Genomic DNA, 18029 nt, shown 5'->3' with positions numbered 1-18029 from the left:
CCAACATCTCACGACACGAGCTGACGACAACGATGCACCACCTGTTTACGAGTGTCCAAAGAGTGAACTATTTCTAGCCCGTTCTCGTATATGTCAAGTCTTGGTAAGGTTCTTCGCGTTGCATCGAATTAATCCGCATGCTCCGCCGCTTGTGCGGGCCCCCGTCAATTCCTTTGAGTTTTAGCCTTGCGGCCGTACTCCCCAGGCGGGGAACTTAATGCGTTAGCTGCGACACAGAAACCGTGGAATGGCCCCTACATCTAGTTCCCAACGTTTACGGCATGGACTACCAGGGTATCTAATCCTGTTCGCTCCCCATGCTTTCGCTCCTCAGCGTCAGTAACGGCCCAGAGATCTGCCTTCGCCATTGGTGTTCCTCCTGATATCTGCGCATTCCACCGCTACACCAGGAATTCCAATCTCCCCTACCGCACTCTAGTCTGCCCGTACCCACTGCAGGCTGGGGGTTGAGCCCCCAGTTTTCACAGCAGACGCGACAAACCGCCTACGAGCTCTTTACGCCCAATAATTCCGGATAACGCTTGCACCCTACGTATTACCGCGGCTGCTGGCACGTAGTTAGCCGGTGCTTTTTCTGCAGGTACCGTCACTTTCGCTTCTTCCCTACTAAAAGAGGTTTACAACCCGAAGGCCGTCGTCCCTCACGCGGCGTTGCTGCATCAGGCTTGCGCCCATTGTGCAATATTCCCCACTGCTGCCTCCCGTAGGAGTCTGGACCGTGTCTCAGTTCCAGTGTGGCCGGTCACCCTCTCAGGCCGGCTACCCGTCGTAGGCTTGGTGAGCTATTACCTCACCAACTACCTGATAGGCCGCGAGTCCATCCTTGACCGAAATTCTTTCCAGCTCCTAGCCATGCGGCTGAAGCTCGTATCCGGTATTAGACGTCGTTTCCAACGCTTATTCCAGAGTCAAGGGCAGGTTACTCACGTGTTACTCACCCGTTCGCCACTAATCCACCAGAGCAAGCTCCGGCTTCATCGTTCGACTTGCATGTGTTAAGCACGCCGCCAGCGTTCATCCTGAGCCAGGATCAAACTCTCCATAAATGTTTGATTGCAACCACAAGCAAGCTTGCAGAAGCACATCTTGTGTCACCCGCACCCGGAATAGGGTGTCGAGGCAACAAGTTTGAAACTGACAGAACAAATCAATACTGACTTGCTTTGTTGTTTATATCTTTTTCCAAAGGAATCCGCTGCATAAACGAAACTGTTCTGATTAGAACAATTCCCATAAACACAGTCGGGTTTTTGGCATTTGACATTGTGCACGCTGTTGAGTTCTCAAGGATCGGACGCTCCTGACCTCCACCGCAAAACGGCTTCACCCCAGGGCTTTCAAAACCTGTGTTGGCAACCCCCGCCGAAAGCGGAAGGCAACCTGTCTAACTTACCAGCTTCACCGCGCTTGTCAAACCAGCAATTCCGCACCAGAACGGCACACAACAACTGACCAACACGCGAATAAAGCGGGAACATCCAACGACCCGATACCGAAACCTACAAGAGGAATTCCGCTACCCGACCGGACTAAAACTATAACAGATTTAGAGGATGGTGGCCCCCACTTGAGGCCGAAAACCTAGCAGCAGAACTGCCCGGGACTTCCGCACCTTTGGGGTGACAAGAAAGAACTTTACGTGCACAATCCCCCGCCCGCAAAATGCTCCTTCATCCCGGGCGTTTCGCAGCCTGAGAACCAACAAAACGCTAGGAAGTGCGTGAACAACGCCCCCAGCCTGAAGCCATGCCCGTCAGATAGGAGCGTCTCCCCAATCGCTAACGCTGCGAGAAGATAGTCCTATGCCCAGTTTCACCACACGTGCCGCGCGCCTCGAGGATGCCGAAGAACTCGCCAGCGTGCACACCCAGTCGTGGAAAGAGGCGTACACCGGGCTGTTTCCGGAACAGGCGTGGAGCGAGGAATCTCGATTGCGCCGCGAGGCGATGTGGAATGAGTTACTCCTCGACGACAACGTGACCACCGTCGCTGCAGAGATTGACGGACGCATTGTGGGATTTGCGCATGCTGAGCACAACCGGAACGAGCCTGCGTTGCCCGCAGAAGAACTCAAGATGATCTACGTTCTTGCCGAAGCCCATGGAAGTGGCGCAGGGCAAGCCCTTATCGACGCGGCTCTCGGGGGCGCACCGTCTAGCGTCTGGGTGCTTGAGCAGAATCCTCGCGCTCGCTCCTTTTATGCCCGCAACAGGTTCATGCCTGACGGCACGGTACGACCGATGGACTTCAATCCGAACATCCGCGAACTGCGTCTCGTTCGCCACTGAACAACGGAGGTGTTGCCGTTACGAGAGTGACGTCGAGAGCGCTTGTAGTGCAACGCGGGCCTCGTTGCTGACGTTGGACGCAACGAGGCAATAGTCATACAATTAGATCTACTCGCAGCGAAGAGAGCTGCAATCGCGGCTGAACCGCTGCCCGGACACAAGGAACAGCAATGACTTGGATGGTAACCGGCGGCGCCGGCTATATAGGTGCGCACGTTGTGCGCGCGCTCATCGATGCCAACATGAGTGCGGTCGTTGTCGATGATCTCTCGAGCGGATTCGAGCGTTTTGTTCCCCACGGTGTGCCGTTCGTGAACGCGAACATTCTTGATACCGATGCCCTCGTGCAGACCATGACCGAGAACAATGTCACTGGCGTCATCCACGTTGCCGGCTTCAAGTACGCCGGCGTCTCCGTGCAACGACCACTGCACACCTATACACAGAACGTCACCGCCACGGTTTCCCTCCTCGACGCTATGACGCAGTGCACAGTCGAGCAGATCGTATTCTCCTCAAGTGCCGCCGTCTTCGGAACGCCGAACGTGGATCTGGTCACCGAGAGCACCGAGAAAGCGCCACTCTCGCCCTACGGAGAATCCAAGCTGATCGGCGAATGGCTACTGCGCGATCAAGCCGTTGCCACTGGCCTGCGCCACACGTCACTGCGGTACTTCAACGTCGTCGGCTCTGGCGACCCCGCCGTCTACGACACCAGCCCACACAATCTCTTTCCCCTAGTCTTCGAGGCACTGGTCGCCGGAAAAACTCCGCGGATCAACGGAACCGACTATCCGACCCCCGACGGCACCAACGTTCGTGACTACGTGCACGTTGCCGACATAGCGGCCGCCCACGTCGCTGCTGCTCGCAGGCTCGAAGCAAACGACACCATTGAAGCCGCCTACAACCTGGGTAGTGGCGACGGACTATCCGTTGCGGAAATCATGACCGCCGTCGCGACCGTTACCGGCATCGCCTTCACCCCAGAAATCGCACCGCGCCGCCCCGGCGACCCACCCCGTATCGTGGCGAACGGTGACCTTGCTGCCCGCGACCTGGACTGGAAAATGCGCTACACCGCAGAAGATATGGTTCGCAGTGCTTGGGAAGCACGCCTGCGTGCAGAAAACAGCAGTGCTGATAGCGCAATCTCTACCGACGCGACACACATTGGAAGTGCAGAATGACCGCGAAGATCACCAAGCGCCCCACCACCCTCGCCGATGGCCGCGAGCTGATCTACTTCGATGACGCCGACACGACCCTCGGCGAGGAACGCTCCGTCGACAGTCGGGTGCTTGACCCCCGGCCCGTAACCGCGAGCATGCGACAAGACATTTTGACCGGTGAATGGGTCTCCGTCGCCGCCGCTCGCCAGAACCGGGTGTTCCTGCCTCCTGCCGATCAAGATCCTCTTGCGCCGCAGACAGCCACCAACCCCTCCGAGGTCCCGGCACTATACGACGTCGCAGTCTTCGAAAACCGCTCGCCGTCATTCGGTCCGGCTCTGGCAGGAAGCGAAAACAGCCCGGCTGGCCTCGACGATCTTGCCGAGCTCGGGCTCGGCCGCACCCGCAGCTCCATTGGGCGCTGTGAAGTGGTGTGCTTCAGCCCCGACCACGAAGGTTCTTTCGGTACGCAAACTCCGAGCCGCGCCCGCACCGTCATCGAAGCTTGGGCGGATCGCACCGAAGCGCTCTCGGCACTCGACGGCGTGCAGCAAGTCTTTCCCTTTGAGAACCGCGGCGAAGCAATCGGCGTGACCTTGCTTCACCCGCACGGTCAGATCTACTCGTATCCCTACATCACCCCTAAAACACAGCGAACTTTGGATGCGATTGACCGCACCAGCCCCGACATGTTTCAGCGCATCCTGGACTTCGAACGCGCCGGCGACCGCGTCGTACTGAGCGGAGAACACTGGACTGCCTTCGTGCCGTTCGCTGCGCGTTGGCCCATCGAGGTACACATGCTGCCGCACCGTCAGATTCCCGACTTCGCCGCCACCTCTGGGGAAGAACGTGACGAGCTCGCAACAATGTACCTGAAGCTGCTCCGGGGAATCGACGCGATTTATGACTCCCCCACGCCGTATATTGCGGCGTGGCACCAGGCTCCCGTGAATCGCGCGCGCGATACGTTCCGCCTGCACCTGCAGCTAACCTCGCCTCGTCGCGCGGCCGACAAACTGAAGTACCTTGCCGGATCTGAATCGGCGATGGGCGCGTGGATCGCCGACGTGACCCCAGAAGCTGCAGCCGAAAACATCCGAAAGGCAATCGAACGAGCATGAGCGACACAGTGCAGGAACTGAGCGAGCGTTTCCGTGAGCTAACCGGACGCAACCCAGACGGCGTTTGGTCGGCGCCCGGCCGCGTCAATCTCATCGGCGAACACACCGACTACAACGAAGGCTTCGTGCTGCCATTTGCGATCGACCGCCGCACGCGGGCTGCCGTTGGGCTACGCACCGACGGCGTTATCCGCGTCACCAGCACCTTCGACGACACCCCCGTTGAGTTTCACCTTTCCGCGCTCGATGGTGCACGTTCGGAAGGTCAGATCGCGGGATGGAGCGCGTATCCCCTCGGCGTTGCCTGGGCTCTCGGCCAGCATGGTGCAGACCTGAGCGCAGTGGCAGGGGTGGATATCATCATCGATTCCACCGTTCCTGTTGGTGCCGGTCTGTCATCATCCGCCGCCATCGAGAGTTCCGTCGCCCTCGCCTTGAACGATCTCTGGAGCCTCGGCTTCTCCCGCGAAAAACTCGCCAAGGTAGGGCAGCTCGCCGAGAATGAGGTCGTCGGTGCACCCACCGGGATTATGGACCAGTCTGCCTCACTGCTCGGAGCGACGGACTCGGCTGTGTTCTTGGATTGCCGTTCGCTCGATGCCACGGTCGTTCCGCTCGGACTTGCTCAAGCTGAGCTCAGCATCCTCGTGATGGATACCCGCGTCTCGCACTCGCACGCCACTGGCGGCTATGCGGAACGCCGCGCTGCCTGTGAGGCTGGAGCCGCCGCCATGGGGACTTCGTCATTGCGCGATGTCAGCGTCTCCGATCTCGATCGCGCGCAAACGCTGCTCGACGACGTCACGTTCCGTCGGGTGCGCCACGTGATCACCGAGAATCAGCGAGTGCTCGATACCGTTCGCACGCTGAACGAAGAAGGCCCGCTCGCCATCGGTGCCCTACTCGATGCGTCTCACGTGTCGATGCGCGACGACTTCGAAATCTCAATTCCCGAGCTCGATCTCGCTGTCGAGACAGCCCGCGCCAACGGAGCAATCGGCGCTCGGATGACCGGCGGCGGATTCGGCGGAGCAGCAATCGCTCTCATTGCCCACGACCAGGTTTCTCGGGTAGAAGTTGCAGTGAAGCAAGCCTTCGCAGCCCGCGGATTTACCGAGCCTGTGACTTTCACCGTGACTCCTTCTCAGGGAGCCGAACGAAACTCTGCCCAGTAGGTAGAGTTCGAAAACTCACAACGCGACAACGACCGGTGGTGGAGATGGGGGGAATTGAACCCCCGTCCACTGCTGTAATTCTGTGCCTTCTACGGGTGTAGCTTGTGCAGACGTTCTACTCGGCTCTGATCTTTGCCACAAGCACCTAGATCAACAAGCCCAGCCAGAGTGCAAGTCCCGCGTAGCCCTCAGGCGTAACTACGCAGCAATCTCTCTAAATTGCGCCAGGATCCGGGTAGAGAGCATTCCCGGTCTGACGGACTTCTTTAGTGCGCTCGCTTAGGCAGCGAGGGCGAAGTCAGTGCGCTTTGAATTGGCACTTATAGTTTGCAGTCATCGTTAACGAGATAAGGCTGCATTCTCGACCCGCTTCTCACAGTTTTGCAGGCAATGTCGAAACCGATCATCCCCCTGTGTGGGTCGTTGTCGCGCTGTGGAGTTATCAAATCTGCCTGACGAACAGGCAGCCCTCAATTGTAGGTCGGATTCGTCCCAGTTGCCAGCCCTGCGCCCGCACGATGAACGCTGCCAGCGAACGCGACCCCTACATCCAGCAACCGCGAAGTAGGTTTGAGTCATGAGTGAAACCACAGAAGCCCTGCCCACCAAAACCACGATGTTCGGTGCGGATTGGTGCCGCGACTGCGTCCGTTCCGAAGCCCTCCTCAACTCGCTAGGCGTGGAGTGGGAAAAGATTGACGTTGAAAAAGACCCCGCCGCCGCCGAGCGCGCTCAAGCCATTAGCGGCCGCCTGAGCATCCCCGTCGTGCAGTTCACCGACGGAACCTTCCAGGTTGAGCCCAGCGACAAGGACCTCAAGGCGAAGCTCGAAGAACTCGGCGCCCTCTAGCCAGAACTTAGTGTCACGTGAAGTGCGGTTCAGCGAAAGCTGGACCGCACTTTTGTGCGCGCCCTACGCTTTGTGCGCACCGAAGCTGCGGTGAGCGAGAGGCAAGCTCCGCTACTCCCCCATGTTCTTGCGTGCAGAAATAGCGCGATCTGACTCGCGCTTGTCTTGACGCTCACGGAGCGTCTGACGCTTGTCGTATTCGCGCTTACCCTTCGCGACCGCGAGTTCAACCTTGGCACGACCATCCAAGAAATAAATAGACAGCGGTACGAGCGTGTAGCCACCCTGCTTGATCTTGTTGTGAATCTTCAGGATCTGCTCTTTGTGCAACAGCATCTTGCGCTTGCGGCGCGGAGGATGGTTGTTCCACGAGCCCTGAAAGAACTCAGGAATGTGCACGGCATCGAGCCACGCTTCAGCATGGTCATCGATGTAGCCGTAGCCATCGATCAGACTGGCACGCCCCAACCGCAGAGATTTGACCTCAGTGCCCGACAGCACAAGACCAGCCTCAAAGGTGTCTTCGATGCTGTAGTCATGGCGCGCCTTACGGTTGCTAGCAACAACCTTCCGGTCACCTTCCTTAGGCATGGCTCACTTCTCTCTTCGAAACATTGGATGTCGCACGATTGCGGCAGACGCCGACAGTGCAGCAGACCAGTTTAGCGCGAGAGCGGCACCGCGACTAGACCTTCAGATATCGACTAATAGCAACACCGGCAGAAATTGCGGCAAGTCCGGCGCCAACGGCGATCAAAATCGGCACCACGAGCAGCGCCTCCTGCATGCCCAGCAAGCTGGTACCCAGGGGCAGAGTTGATGCCAAATACCCGCTCACAAAGAAGTGAACTAGAGCAACAATCGTGCCAGCGGCAAGCACCGACCCGATGAGAGACGCGAACACACCCTCAAGGATGAACGGAGTCTGAATGAAGCGGTTAGAGGCACCAACAAGCCGCATGATGCCGAGCTCTCGACGGCGCGAAAATGCACTCAAGCGGATCGTGGTAGCGATAAGTAAGACCGCAGCCACCAGCATCAAACCGGCAACCCCGATCGCCGTGAAACTGGCGGCGTTCAAGATGGCAAAGATGGGCTCCAGATAGGCACGCTGATCCTCCACCCCCTCAACACCCGCAAGCCCCGAGAGGCTCTCAATCAGCACATCCGCCTGTTCGGGATCGACGAGATTCACGCGAAAGTTCTCGGGAAGTGACTCTGGCGTGATGATTCCATCGAACGCAGTATCAGCGAACTGCTTCTGAAAATTGCTGTACGCCTCCTCATGATTTTCGAACTGAACTTCATTGATGTAGGGCGCGAGAGTCGGTGAATCAAGCTGCTGTTGCACGGCAGCGATCTGATCCTCTGTTGCCTCGGCGAGAGTGCAGTTGCCGGTGGTATCGATCTCCGTGCACAGATACACAATGACCTGAGCGCGATCGTTCCAATAATTTTTCATCTGGCCGATCTGCATTTGCAGCAAAATCGACGCCCCGACGAAGGTCAACGAAATGAACGTCACCAGAACGACAGAGACCACCATGGAGAGGTTACGACGCAGACCGCTGCCCGCTTCACCCAGAATCAGACCGAGCCTCATGCGTCGAGCCCCTCACCCGTCGAGGGCAATGACGAACCGGTCGACGCAGCGCTGTGGGAGCTGCTTGCCGCCGGATACGCGGCCCTGTCGACAACGGGCAGCGTCTGGGTTTGGTAACCACCCTGACGCTCGTCGCGCACAATTTGACCACCAATGAGCTCGATCACTCGGCGCTTCATCTGATCGACGATGCCCGCATCGTGGGTTGCCATCAGAACCGTTGTGCCGCCCAAGTTGATGCGCTCGAGGAGCGTCATGATTCCCGCGGAGGTAGCCGGGTCGAGGTTTCCCGTCGGCTCATCGGCCAGCATGATCGCCGGCTTGTTCACCACGGCGCGCGCAATAGCTACCCGCTGCTGCTCACCACCGGAAAGTTCGTGGGGAAAACGACTCGATTTGCCGGCGAGGCCAACCATCTTGAGAGCATCCGGAACTGCCTCTTGGATGTAACCGCGACTTTTGCCAATCACCTGCAGCGAGAACGCGACGTTATCGAAGACGGTCTTGTTAGGGAGAAGACGGAAGTCCTGAAAAACCACACCGAGATTACGACGGAAATACGGCACCTTGCGGCTCGACAGAGTATTCAAGTGCTGGCCCAGCACGTAGATCGACCCCTTAGTCGGGTTCTCCTCTTTAAGGATCAACCGCAAAAAACTTGACTTCCCCGAGCCCGAAGCACCGACCAAAAAGACGAACTCGCCCTTTAGGATCTCAAGATCGACCGAGCTCAGCGCCGGTCTAGTAGTGCCCGGATAGGACTTCGAAACAGCATCAAAACGAATCATTTGCAGTCAGCCTAAGTAAGCACAGCACGGAACACGTCAGCGACGCACCGCAGGCGCGGACTCACAGGGTGGCCCAGTTCAGGGCACACGGCGGCGTCAGCAGAAAGAGCGCGCTCTGCGACGGCGTCAGTTAGACGCTAGGCAGGGGTTAGGTAGGGGTTACTCGATGACGCGCTTGCGCCACTTGATGCCCGCCGAGATGAAACCGTCGAGGTCACCATCGAACACATTCGACGGATTATTGACCTCGAACTCGGTACGCAAATCTTTCACCATTTGGTACGGCGCCAACACGTAGCTACGCATCTGGTCGCCCCAGCTGGCAGTAATGACACCCGCGATCTCCTTCTTGGTTGCGGCCTCTTGCTCGCGTTGAAGAAGAAGAAGTCGAGACTGCAGAACGCGCATCGCTGCAGCACGGTTCTGAATCTGGCTCTTCTCGTTCTGACAGCTGACCACAATCCCCGTGGGCAAGTGAGTAATACGCACCGCAGAGTCTGTGGTGTTAACGGACTGACCACCGGGGCCAGACGAGCGGAAGACATCAACACGGATGTCGTTCTCGGGGACCTCGACAACATCCGTCGTCTCAATAAGAGGTACGACCTCGACAGCAGCAAAACTGGTTTGACGCTTACCCGCCGAGTTGAACGGGCTCATGCGCACGAGGCGATGGGTGCCGGCCTCGACGCTGAGGGTTCCGAAAGCAAAGGGAGCGTCGACCTCGAACGTCGCCGACTTAATTCCGGCTTCTTCGGCGTAGCTCGTGTCGAGCACCCGAGTGGGGTACGAATGCTGTTCGGCGTACCGCAAGTACATGCGCAAAAGCATTTCGGCAAAGTCGGCGGCGTCAACGCCTCCGGCTCCCGCACGAATGGTGATGACAGCGGGGCGCTGATCGAACTCACCATTGAGGAGAGTCTGAACCTCAAGGTTGCCGAGAGTTTTCGTGATGGCAGCGAGCTCGGCGCGAGCATCCGCCGCAGCCTGATCGTCGCTCTCTTCGTTAGCGAGTTCAACCATGATTTCAAGGTCATCGAGACGGTTCGAGATCGAATTAATCTTGGCAAGCTCGGCCTGACGATGGCTGAGATCACTCGTAATCTTTTGCGCTTTGTCGGTATCGTCCCACAGATCGGGGGCACCAGCCTCGTCGCTCAGCCGTTCGATCTCCGACGTGAGCCGGTCGGTGTCAACCACCTGGCGAATGTCTGCAAAAGTGGAACGCAGTGCCGCGATGTCGTCAGAAAAGTCCAGTTCATCCATGTCACCCACCAGACTACCCGCGAAGCTCAGGAGGCACCTGTTCGAGGCTGCGGAAGAGGTGGGTCGCGCTGCCGTCACTGCATGCGATCTCGACATACGATGGACGGCGATGAGCACAACAGAACAACCCTTTAGCTGGCGCTCGATTGGGCTGCCCGTCCTTTTGCCGACACTTCTCTTCTCCATTGGCGAAGGCGCAATTATCCCGCTGATTCCCATTGCGGCCGATAATCTCGGGGCGACGTTAGCAATCGCCGGACTCGTAGCAGCGCTGCTGACCCTCGGCGAACTCTTCGGCAATATACCGAGTGGATGGCTCGTCTCCCGCATTGGCGAGCGGCCCGCCATGATCGGCGCAAGTGCCCTCTCGATCATCGGAGTCGTGATCTGTATCCTCGCGCCCAACCCGGTGGCACTCGGGTTCGGTGTGCTGCTCATCGGACTCGCGACCGCCGTATTCGCGTTAGCCCGTCACGCCTTTTTGACCAGTTTCGTGCCCATCGCGTACCGCGCACGGGCGCTCTCGACGCTGGGAGGAACTTTTCGCCTCGGAACCTTTATCGGTCCTTTTATTTCCGCCACCGTCATCCACTTCACTGGGGCGACAATCGCGGCCTTCTGGATTCACGTCGTGGCCTGTGTTGCCGCTGCGCTCGTGCTGATTTTGCTTCCCGACCCCGCAACGACCTTCGGCGCCGTGCACACTTCTCGGGTCAACGACCGGTCACTACGCGACGGTGAGGCGCTCGTCGCCGAGCAGTCACAAGGACTCTTCACCTCGATCCGCGACAACCGTGCTGTGCTCTCGCGACTGGGACTCGGCGCTGCCATCATCGGTGCCATGCGCGCGAGCCGTCAAGTGATCTTGCCGCTCTGGGCCGTCAGCATCGGCCTCGCAGACACCAACACAGCGATCATCATTGGAATCGCGGGCGCCGTGGACTTCGCTCTCTTCTATACCGGCGGTCAAATTATGGACCGCTTCGGCCGGTTGTGGACGGCAGTGCCCTCGCTAGTGGGACTCGGCATCGGCCATCTCGTGCTCTCGCTGACCCACGACGTGAACGCCAACGTTGGTTGGTTCATCGCGTGCGCAATGTTCTTGTCTCTCGCAAATGGTCTTGGTAGCGGAATCCTGATGACGCTCGGTGCGGACTTGGCCCCCAAGGTTAATCCGGCACCATTCCTCGGTGCGTGGCGGTTCACCGGCGGCGTCGGTCTCGCCGCCTCGCCCCTCATGATCGCGGGGATTACCGCCCTCGCCTCGCTCTCGCTAGCGGCAGGAGCAGTCGGAGTGCTTGGCCTGATTGGCGCTGGCGTTATGCTGCGTTATGTTCCCCGTTACATCCAGAAACCGCAGAAGTGATCCCCACTACGAACCTCCTCGCGTTCGTGCTCGTAGCACTGCCCATCATCCTGATTCCGGGCCCGAGTGTGTTGTTCCTGATCGGCCGCTCACTCTCGCTCGGCAAACTGGGCGGAATCATCAGTTCGCTCGGAAACGCCACCGGCGGGGTCGTGCTTGTTATCGGCGTAGCCTTTGGGGTCGGCACCATCATCGCGCAATCAGTAATCGCCTTCACCATCGTGAAATATTTGGGCGCGGCTTACCTGATTTACCTGGGCGTGCAGGCCATTCGGCACCGCAATGCGCACACGACAGCGGATGCTGCGACGCCTCAGACACGCTCACGCTGGCGTATCTTTGGCCAAGGGTTTGTCGTCGGGATCACGAACCCCAAAGCGACAGTATTCTTTGTTGCCGTGCTGCCCCAGTTTGTGAGCTTCGGATCAGGCAGCGTTCAACTACAGCTGCTCGCCCTCGGCATGATCTTCATGGGAATCGCCGTGATCACTGACACCTCGTGGGCCGTAGCGGCGGGGTTCGCTCGCGACTGGTTTGCGAGCTCACCCCACCGCATCACAAATCTGTCAGCAGTCGGCGGCGTTGCCCTCATCGGGCTCGGCATAGGTTCGCTCTTTATCCCCCACGCTAAGCAATAGCAGCAACGGCCTCAGCAATCGGCGTGGAACCATCCATGAATTCGATGGTGTGACCGATGGTGTTATCAGCATCAATTACCGCCGCGATAACTTGTGCCACGTTGTCACGGGCCGCATATTCCGCGGTAGCGGCATCACCAACATCGATCATCCCGGATGCCGTTTCGCTCGAGAGCGATCCTGGACCGACGATCGTGTAACTCAACGGCCCCTTACGAAGGTGATCATCGGCGGCAGCCTTCGATTGCGCATAGGCAAAGAAATCATTGTCTTCAGGCACACCGTGATCGAAGCCAGCCCCCTTATACGAGAGCATTACGTAGCGGGTAACCCCCGCATGCGCGGCGGCATCCATTGTTCGGATAGCGGCGTCGCGGTCGACAGAGTAAGTACGTTCGGGGCTCCCGCCGCCCGCGCCCGCAGCAAACACCACCGTGTCATTTCCGGTAAAAATCTCCGAAAGTTCTTCAGCACTGAGCGCTTCGATATCGGCGATAACAGGCATGGCGCCGGTCGCGCTGATATCTGATTCCTGATCGGGATTGCGGATAAGGGAGTGCACGTGATGCCCTGAGCCAGTAAGCAGCTCCGCGAGGCTGAGAGCGATCTTGCCGTGGCCGCCAACAATAACGATTCGTTTCATGGCTATCTCCTTTGCGTGGTTGCGCACTGTCATGAAGTGCACACTCCACGCTACGAAGCGAAGCTCCCTGTTTGCTGCACGAGCGTTTGCTGGATGGGGTTTGGGCGGAGGCTGGGTGTTGGGTTGGGGAGGACACTGGGTGTGGGGCTGTCGCGGATTGGATGCGCGTCGGTTACGAGAAAACCGACCGCGCCGAAGCCGTGACGTCGATCCGAATCCCGTCGGGCACCAGCAGCGAGACGAACGGCGGTCGCCAGTAGGCAGAGAGCGAAACCGTCGCGCTGGCCGAGTCGTTTGTCAACGCTTCTTCAATTTTAAGGTCGGTGAACCGATCTCCCTGGGTCGCGGTGACGTAGTCAGCAACAGCAGAGGCGATTTTGACTGAAGTGAGCTTGGGACGATAGCCCTTCGGGGTGAGCTCGACGTCATCAAGATCGTAAGATTCAGCCCCGACAAGTGCCGCTCCATCCGCAAGAGTGAACAGTCGCTTTCGCTCGAGGTAGAGCGAAGTGGCCGCCACCACCAAGAAGATGAGCACGAGGGAAAGGAAGCCGTAGAAGATTGTGAGGAGCAGTGCGGAACCTTGCTCGTCGCCGAGCGCGCTGTCATGACCTTGGGCCGGGTTCGGCACGCCGCGGCGGTTCGGCAGGCAGCGGCGATTCGGCCGACCTAAGCGGTTAGGCCAGGGGGGCGGCAGGAGTTGGGGGTTCGTTGAGAGGCATACGTGGATCGACGGACGAGCGCTGATCAGCGTCATTGCGACCCCCTGAACTGCGACACCTGCTGAGTGGCCGTGGCATCGAGCGGAATCTGCACCGGAAAATTGCCCGTGAGCACCGGTGGCGCAAGAGGCAGATTGATAACGACGGCCACGTTTACGGTGACGTAACCGCGACGAGTGAGGCAGTGAGCGGGATCAGGAGCGCAGACGATGTCAACGGAAGCATTAGCCGGATCAAGCCCATGATTGCTGAGCGCAAATTCGATGGCTCGCTCGGCGGAGCCCTCGGCTTCGGCCACAGTCTCGGCCTGCACGAAAACGCGAGCAGCTTGGCGGGCTGCACCTTCCGCTGCTAACGCAGCGCCTTGAATAGCTGACATTGTGAGCACGAGATACACCAGTGGAATCAGCATGATCATTCCGACGGTGATGAATTCGAGCGATGATGAGCCTTGGTCGTCACGAAGCCGTTTGATGAGCGGCAACACCCGACTGCGACACCTAGCGAACCTGCTCGATTGGGGCATAGCCCGACACCTCCAACCCGTTATCGATACCGATCAGGCCGAACAAAGGCAGGGGTGTGCGCACGGTGACAATGACCGAGGGGTACCCCAAATGATTCGTCGAGCTTGCTGCGACATCTGCGGCGTAGCCGGGCGAGAGAGCAGTCGAGATGAGATCGCGAGTGCGAGTGACGCCGTCGTTGAGCGAGGTGTCGGCGAGGGAAGCAAAACGCGCGCCCTCTGCTGCGGCATCCAACACTGTATTTCGAATGTGGAGGGCAAGAGCCAACTGGATGACGCTGAGAGTGAGCACCGTGAGCAACGCTGAGACGAGCACGAACTCGACAACCGCGGAACCGGACTCGTCGCCGCGCAGCCGCCCTGCCAGCGAACGCCTCCACCCGGTCAGCTGAGTCGGTTGACGAAGCCGACACGACCGTCGGCTTCGCAATTCACCGCCTACACCACGACCGAGCGCACGCACTAGAAGCCAGTGACGCGATCAATCGCCTGTTCAAAAACCGAGCTGAGTGCTGGACCCGCAAGACTCCAAATAATGACCACTAAGCCAGCAGTCATGAGAGTGATCAGCACCCAGCCCGGTACGTCGCCTCGCTCTGAGGTGAGCGTTCGGGTGCCTCGGGTAAGCCCGCTCTTCAGATTGAATTGAAATGATTTCACTCTGCAATCATTGAGCGGAACACAAATGTGTGTGCAGATTTTCCACAGCGCGCTAGAGCAGCCGATCGGCGACTGTATCGGCCGCTCCCCTGCTCGCTATTCTTCGGGCGACTCTCGCTTTGCTTTGTCCCGCAGCTTGGCTTGCAAGGACTGCAACCGTTGAACCTCGTCTTCGACAATGGCGTCCGCCTGCGCGATGTTGTCAGGCGACACCAATCCGGTGTCGGCAAGAATCGCGTCTTCGGTAACCTGCGAGATTCCGCCGCCAGACTGTGCAGCTTTCTTGCGAAGACGATCCAGTGCCGCGCGAAGGGGGTGCACGGGCTCGCGGAGAAGTGGCTCCTCGACCTCGAGGCCATAGAACGTGCCAATCTGATCCACGAATTGGGCGCGTTGGGCGCGATCGTAGGCGCGCCGCTCTCGGCTGAACGCCGTCACCGTGGCCGCACACATCATCAGCATCACCACGCTAAAGGGCAATGCCGAGAGAATGGCCGCCGTTTGTAGCGTCTGCAGCCCGCCCGTCACGAGGAGAGCGATCGCCAAGAATGATGCCAGCAGCGCGAAGAAGATTCTGATGCGCTTGGGCGGCTCGGCCGAGCCACCGGTCGCGATCATCGACATCACGAGCGCGCCAGAATCGGCCGAGGTGACGAAGAAGATTCCGATTAGAAGGATTGCCCCGAACGTGAGAGCGGTACCTGCCGGCAACCCAGCGAGAAGATCGAACAACGCCGAATCGGCATCCACCGATCCGTCAGCGGCAACGAGTCCGCCTTGCCCATAAAGCTCACGGTAGATGGCGTTTCCCCCGAGCACGCTGAACCAGAGGAACGTGAGCACCGTGGGCACGAGCATGACACCGCCGACAAACTCTCGCACGGTGCGGCCTTTAGACACACGGGCAATGAAGACGCCCACGAATGGTGCCCACGACATCCACCAACCCCAGTAGAAGGTGGTCCAGCCGGCCTGCCACTGTTCACCAGCCTCACCCTGGTAGGCGCTGACGTTGAACGCGAGGCCGATGAAGCCCTGGAGGTAATTACCCATGGACTGTACGAACTCGCGGAATAAGAAGGCAGTGGGGCCGACGATCAGGAGGAACACCAGCAGCACCGCAGCCAGAAGAAGATTGGTTGTGGATAGCCACTTCATGCCGCGGCCAATTCCGGACACCAACGAGAGGATGGTGAACGCCACGATGACAACGATGACCGCAATTTGGGTGGTCAAGTTCGACTCGGCAATGCCCGTCTTTTCGAGGCCCGCGGAGATCTGAAGGACACCGAGACCAAGAGACGTCGCAACACCGAACACGGTTCCGACAAGCGCGATGACGTCGATGAGGTTGCCCCAGCCGCCGCGAACGCGCTTGCCAAGCAGAGGCTCAAGCGTCCAGCGGATGGAGATAGGGCGACCGCGACGGTGGATTGCGTACGCGAGCGCAAGCCCGACGACGACATAGATAGCCCACGCGTGCACACCCCAATGCAAGAAGGTCTGACTCATTGCTTTCTGGGCAAGTTCGATTTCCGTACCCGAAACGCCCGGGCGAGGATTCGCGAAGTGGCTGAGAGGCTCCGCGACGCCATAGAAGACGAGGCCAATACCCATACCGGCGGCAAAGAGGAACGAAATCCACGAGATCATCGAGAACTCGGGCTCGTCGTCATCCTTTCCCAGCTTGATGTCGCCGTAGCGACTAAACCCTAGGTACAGCGCGAAGGCGACGAAGAAGGCCGCGATGAGCACGTAATACCAACTGAACGAGTTGATTACGCTCGACTGCAGGGAAGTGAAAACCGCGTTAGCTAGGTTCGGCGCAAGGATAGAAAATGCGGTGATCGCGATAATGAGACCAGCGGCAGGCCAGAAAACCCACGGCGCAATCATGCGCGTTGCTGTCGGTCTCTGCGGCACATCTGGCTCGGTGGGAAGGGTCGATTCTGCGGTCACTGCAATCTCCGATCGACTGAGTTCGAGACTCATGTGTGATCTACAACAGTAATGCGAATAATCGGCAGGATTGGGCACCGAGGCCCAACTCACGACGAGCCGCCGTCGTTGTAGTCCGTTGGGCAGCGACCGATGCCGCGCATGATCAGGCGGTCATCACTCCCGAAAGTAGTAGTCCATCCAAGCGAAGACGTGACTCTTCGAGATGTTTTCCAGATGCACGACCGAGGGGTCGATCGTGTAGTAATCAGCCGGCAGCGATGTGAACTGCATGATGTATTTCAGAAGGTTCTTCTGGTGGACAGAGACGCTTTCGTGCATCACACCCATCCAGTGTTTGTCATCGAAGCCGAAGATGAGAGTCGTCGGCTCTCGAATCTCCGCGTAACGAATCTCGGACAACGGGCGCATCTCGCTGCCATCGATCCCGATGGTGTAGTTATTGAGGTCGATCTGGCACCAGTGCATCATCGCGCCGCCAACTTCATCCAGCCCCGCAATAAAGAGAGCGCTGCCGAGTGAGTGCGCCCCGAACGCCGAGCTGCCGGTGACGGTATTGAGCCCTCCGCGGATGATACGCAACGCGTTTAAGCCTCGCATGACACCGTCATTATGTTGCGGGCTGCCAATTATGTAGACGTTCGGCGGCAGCGTGTCGTTCAGGATACCCATGGAAGCGCACCCCCAAGAGCACCGACCACCACCGGAAACTCCGCTGGCAGCGAGTGTGGCGCTATGAGGACTTGGACCGCGATCGCGCCAATCAAGATCGCCAAAAGGCATGACACCGGGACGACAATAAACACCATTACTAGAACCAGCTTGCCAATGTTGCGCTTGCCTTGACCCTGCTGCCGACCAGTACCAAACGTTGGTGGTTGAAAATTTTGCGGGGGTTGCTGGAATTGCTGCTGCGGAGATTGAAACTGCTGCGGTTGCGCAGCTTGCGACTGCGGATACTGAGCAATTTTCTGAGTCGCCCGCGGCGGCGCGAACTCTGCAGACGGCTGCGCGACAGGGAACTGCTGAACAGGAGGCGGCGGATGTTGGGCAGGAGACGGCTGAACGCTGGGCGGTGTCATCGGCGCCTGACGCTGTTGTTGATGATAAGCGTCATAGGGATTCACGGAAGGCTGTTGCTCGGCCATCAATTGCTCTATTCAAGTCGTTGTCATCACGATCGTATCCTGAGGATTACGCGCATACCTCGATAAGTGAGATTAATGTA

19 protein-coding genes, 1 rRNA gene and 1 other RNA gene are annotated in these 18029 nt (G+C 58.7%); 7 read left to right on the top strand and 14 right to left on the bottom strand.

The window, feature by feature from the left end:
• Positions 1-1067: ribosomal RNA gene (locus tag ON14_RS15020) — 16S ribosomal RNA — on the bottom strand; the annotation flags it as partial.
• A gap of 756 nt (positions 1068-1823) precedes the next feature.
• Here ON14_RS15020 and ON14_RS15015 point away from each other — a divergent pair.
• From ON14_RS15015 to galK, 4 genes are all read left to right on the top strand, one after another.
• Complete coding sequence (locus ON14_RS15015) at positions 1824-2309, top strand: GNAT family N-acetyltransferase (RefSeq protein WP_010206351.1); 486 nt, start codon at positions 1824-1826, stop codon at positions 2307-2309.
• Positions 2310-2479: 170 nt separating this feature from the next.
• A complete protein-coding gene (gene galE, locus ON14_RS15010) occupies positions 2480-3499 on the top strand; it encodes a UDP-glucose 4-epimerase GalE (protein ID WP_050993076.1) in 1020 nt (339 codons plus the stop codon).
• A complete protein-coding gene (galT, locus tag ON14_RS15005) occupies positions 3496-4605 on the top strand; it encodes a galactose-1-phosphate uridylyltransferase (protein ID WP_010206349.1) in 1110 nt (369 codons plus the stop codon). Before galE ends, galT begins: the two co-directional genes overlap by 4 nt.
• Positions 4602-5780, top strand: coding sequence for a galactokinase (galK, locus tag ON14_RS15000; protein WP_010206348.1), 1179 nt, complete (start codon positions 4602-4604; stop codon positions 5778-5780). Before galT ends, galK begins: the two co-directional genes overlap by 4 nt.
• Positions 5781-5816: 36 nt before the next feature.
• Here galK and ssrA read toward each other — a convergent pair.
• Positions 5817-6191, bottom strand: a transfer-messenger RNA (tmRNA) gene (gene ssrA / locus ON14_RS15585).
• Between the two features lie 166 nt (positions 6192-6357).
• On the opposite strand from ssrA, the gene ON14_RS14995 reads away from it, so the two are divergent.
• On the top strand, positions 6358-6630 hold the full coding sequence (locus tag ON14_RS14995) for a glutaredoxin family protein (protein ID WP_010206347.1): 273 nt from the start codon (positions 6358-6360) through the stop codon (positions 6628-6630).
• 111 nt (positions 6631-6741) lie between these two features.
• Here ON14_RS14995 and smpB read toward each other — a convergent pair whose 3' ends face one another.
• The 4 genes from smpB to prfB form a co-directional block, all read right to left on the bottom strand.
• Positions 6742-7221, bottom strand: a complete 480-nt coding sequence (smpB, locus tag ON14_RS14990; RefSeq protein WP_009771737.1) for an SsrA-binding protein SmpB — start codon at positions 7219-7221, stop codon at positions 6742-6744.
• Positions 7222-7315: 94 nt separating this feature from the next.
• Positions 7316-8233 carry a permease-like cell division protein FtsX gene (gene ftsX, locus ON14_RS14985; RefSeq protein ID WP_010206346.1) on the bottom strand — a complete coding sequence of 306 codons (918 nt, stop codon included), beginning with the start codon at positions 8231-8233 and terminating at the stop codon, positions 7316-7318.
• Complete coding sequence (ftsE, locus tag ON14_RS14980; protein WP_010206344.1) at positions 8230-9021, bottom strand: cell division ATP-binding protein FtsE; 792 nt, start codon at positions 9019-9021, stop codon at positions 8230-8232. The genes ftsX and ftsE overlap by 4 nt, the downstream gene beginning before the upstream one ends.
• A 159-nt stretch (positions 9022-9180) precedes the next feature.
• Complete coding sequence (gene prfB, locus ON14_RS14975; RefSeq protein WP_010206342.1) at positions 9181-10287, bottom strand: peptide chain release factor 2; 1107 nt, start codon at positions 10285-10287, stop codon at positions 9181-9183.
• 109 nt (positions 10288-10396) lie between these two features.
• Between prfB and ON14_RS14970 the strand changes: the two genes are divergently transcribed.
• Together ON14_RS14970 and ON14_RS14965 are read left to right on the top strand one after the other, a co-directional pair.
• The gene (locus ON14_RS14970; protein WP_010206341.1) at positions 10397-11653 is read left to right on the top strand and encodes an MFS transporter; all 1257 of its coding nucleotides are present in this window, start codon (positions 10397-10399) and stop codon (positions 11651-11653) included.
• The gene (locus ON14_RS14965; RefSeq protein WP_010206339.1) at positions 11650-12291 is read left to right on the top strand and encodes a LysE family translocator; all 642 of its coding nucleotides are present in this window, start codon (positions 11650-11652) and stop codon (positions 12289-12291) included. Before ON14_RS14970 ends, ON14_RS14965 begins: the two co-directional genes overlap by 4 nt.
• Here the strand turns inward: ON14_RS14965 and ON14_RS14960 are convergent.
• The 8 genes from ON14_RS14960 to ON14_RS14925 form a co-directional block, all read right to left on the bottom strand.
• Positions 12281-12934: an SDR family oxidoreductase gene (locus tag ON14_RS14960; RefSeq protein WP_010206338.1), complete on the bottom strand. Its 654-nt coding sequence runs from the start codon at positions 12932-12934 to the stop codon at positions 12281-12283. The genes ON14_RS14965 and ON14_RS14960 overlap by 11 nt on opposite strands.
• Positions 12935-13106: 172 nt before the next feature.
• The gene (locus ON14_RS14955; RefSeq protein ID WP_010206337.1) at positions 13107-13565 is read right to left on the bottom strand and encodes a Tad domain-containing protein; all 459 of its coding nucleotides are present in this window, start codon (positions 13563-13565) and stop codon (positions 13107-13109) included.
• A 122-nt stretch (positions 13566-13687) separates the two neighbouring features.
• On the bottom strand, positions 13688-14143 hold the full coding sequence (locus ON14_RS14950) for a hypothetical protein (RefSeq protein ID WP_010206336.1): 456 nt from the start codon (positions 14141-14143) through the stop codon (positions 13688-13690).
• Between the two features lie 13 nt (positions 14144-14156).
• Positions 14157-14612: a TadE/TadG family type IV pilus assembly protein gene (locus ON14_RS14945; RefSeq protein WP_337459764.1), complete on the bottom strand. Its 456-nt coding sequence runs from the start codon at positions 14610-14612 to the stop codon at positions 14157-14159.
• 32 nt (positions 14613-14644) lie between these two features.
• Entirely contained in the window at positions 14645-14842 is a 198-nt protein-coding gene (locus tag ON14_RS14940) for a hypothetical protein (RefSeq protein ID WP_010206334.1), read from the bottom strand.
• A 96-nt stretch (positions 14843-14938) separates the two neighbouring features.
• The gene (locus ON14_RS14935; RefSeq protein WP_010206333.1) at positions 14939-16834 is read right to left on the bottom strand and encodes a BCCT family transporter; all 1896 of its coding nucleotides are present in this window, start codon (positions 16832-16834) and stop codon (positions 14939-14941) included.
• 123 nt (positions 16835-16957) lie between these two features.
• Complete coding sequence (locus tag ON14_RS14930; RefSeq protein WP_010206331.1) at positions 16958-17473, bottom strand: hypothetical protein; 516 nt, start codon at positions 17471-17473, stop codon at positions 16958-16960.
• Positions 17461-17949, bottom strand: coding sequence for a hypothetical protein (locus ON14_RS14925; protein WP_010206330.1), 489 nt, complete (start codon positions 17947-17949; stop codon positions 17461-17463). Before ON14_RS14925 ends, ON14_RS14930 begins: the two co-directional genes overlap by 13 nt.
• Positions 17950-18029: the final 80 nt, after the last annotated feature.

Source organism: Salinibacterium sp. PAMC 21357 (assembly GCF_000247645.1).
Lineage (GTDB): Bacteria > Actinomycetota > Actinomycetes > Actinomycetales > Microbacteriaceae > Rhodoglobus.
This window is presented reverse-complemented; position numbering and strand designations above follow the sequence as displayed.

Coding starts and splice junctions, on each gene's coding strand:
- ON14_RS15015 (WP_010206351.1), top strand. CDS start 1,824: ATGCCCAGTTTCACCACACGTGCCGCGCGCCTCGAGGATGCCGAAGAA.
- galE (WP_050993076.1), top strand. CDS start 2,480: ATGACTTGGATGGTAACCGGCGGCGCCGGCTATATAGGTGCGCACGTT.
- galT (WP_010206349.1), top strand. CDS start 3,496: ATGACCGCGAAGATCACCAAGCGCCCCACCACCCTCGCCGATGGCCGC.
- galK (WP_010206348.1), top strand. CDS start 4,602: ATGAGCGACACAGTGCAGGAACTGAGCGAGCGTTTCCGTGAGCTAACC.
- ON14_RS14995 (WP_010206347.1), top strand. CDS start 6,358: ATGAGTGAAACCACAGAAGCCCTGCCCACCAAAACCACGATGTTCGGT.
- smpB (WP_009771737.1), bottom strand. CDS start 7,221: ATGCCTAAGGAAGGTGACCGGAAGGTTGTTGCTAGCAACCGTAAGGCG.
- ftsX (WP_010206346.1), bottom strand. CDS start 8,233: ATGAGGCTCGGTCTGATTCTGGGTGAAGCGGGCAGCGGTCTGCGTCGT.
- ftsE (WP_010206344.1), bottom strand. CDS start 9,021: ATGATTCGTTTTGATGCTGTTTCGAAGTCCTATCCGGGCACTACTAGA.
- prfB (WP_010206342.1), bottom strand. CDS start 10,287: ATGGATGAACTGGACTTTTCTGACGACATCGCGGCACTGCGTTCCACT.
- ON14_RS14970 (WP_010206341.1), top strand. CDS start 10,397: ATGAGCACAACAGAACAACCCTTTAGCTGGCGCTCGATTGGGCTGCCC.
- ON14_RS14960 (WP_010206338.1), bottom strand. CDS start 12,934: ATGAAACGAATCGTTATTGTTGGCGGCCACGGCAAGATCGCTCTCAGC.
- ON14_RS14935 (WP_010206333.1), bottom strand. CDS start 16,834: ATGAGTCTCGAACTCAGTCGATCGGAGATTGCAGTGACCGCAGAATCG.
- ON14_RS14930 (WP_010206331.1), bottom strand. CDS start 17,473: ATGGGTATCCTGAACGACACGCTGCCGCCGAACGTCTACATAATTGGC.
- ON14_RS14925 (WP_010206330.1), bottom strand. CDS start 17,949: ATGGCCGAGCAACAGCCTTCCGTGAATCCCTATGACGCTTATCATCAA.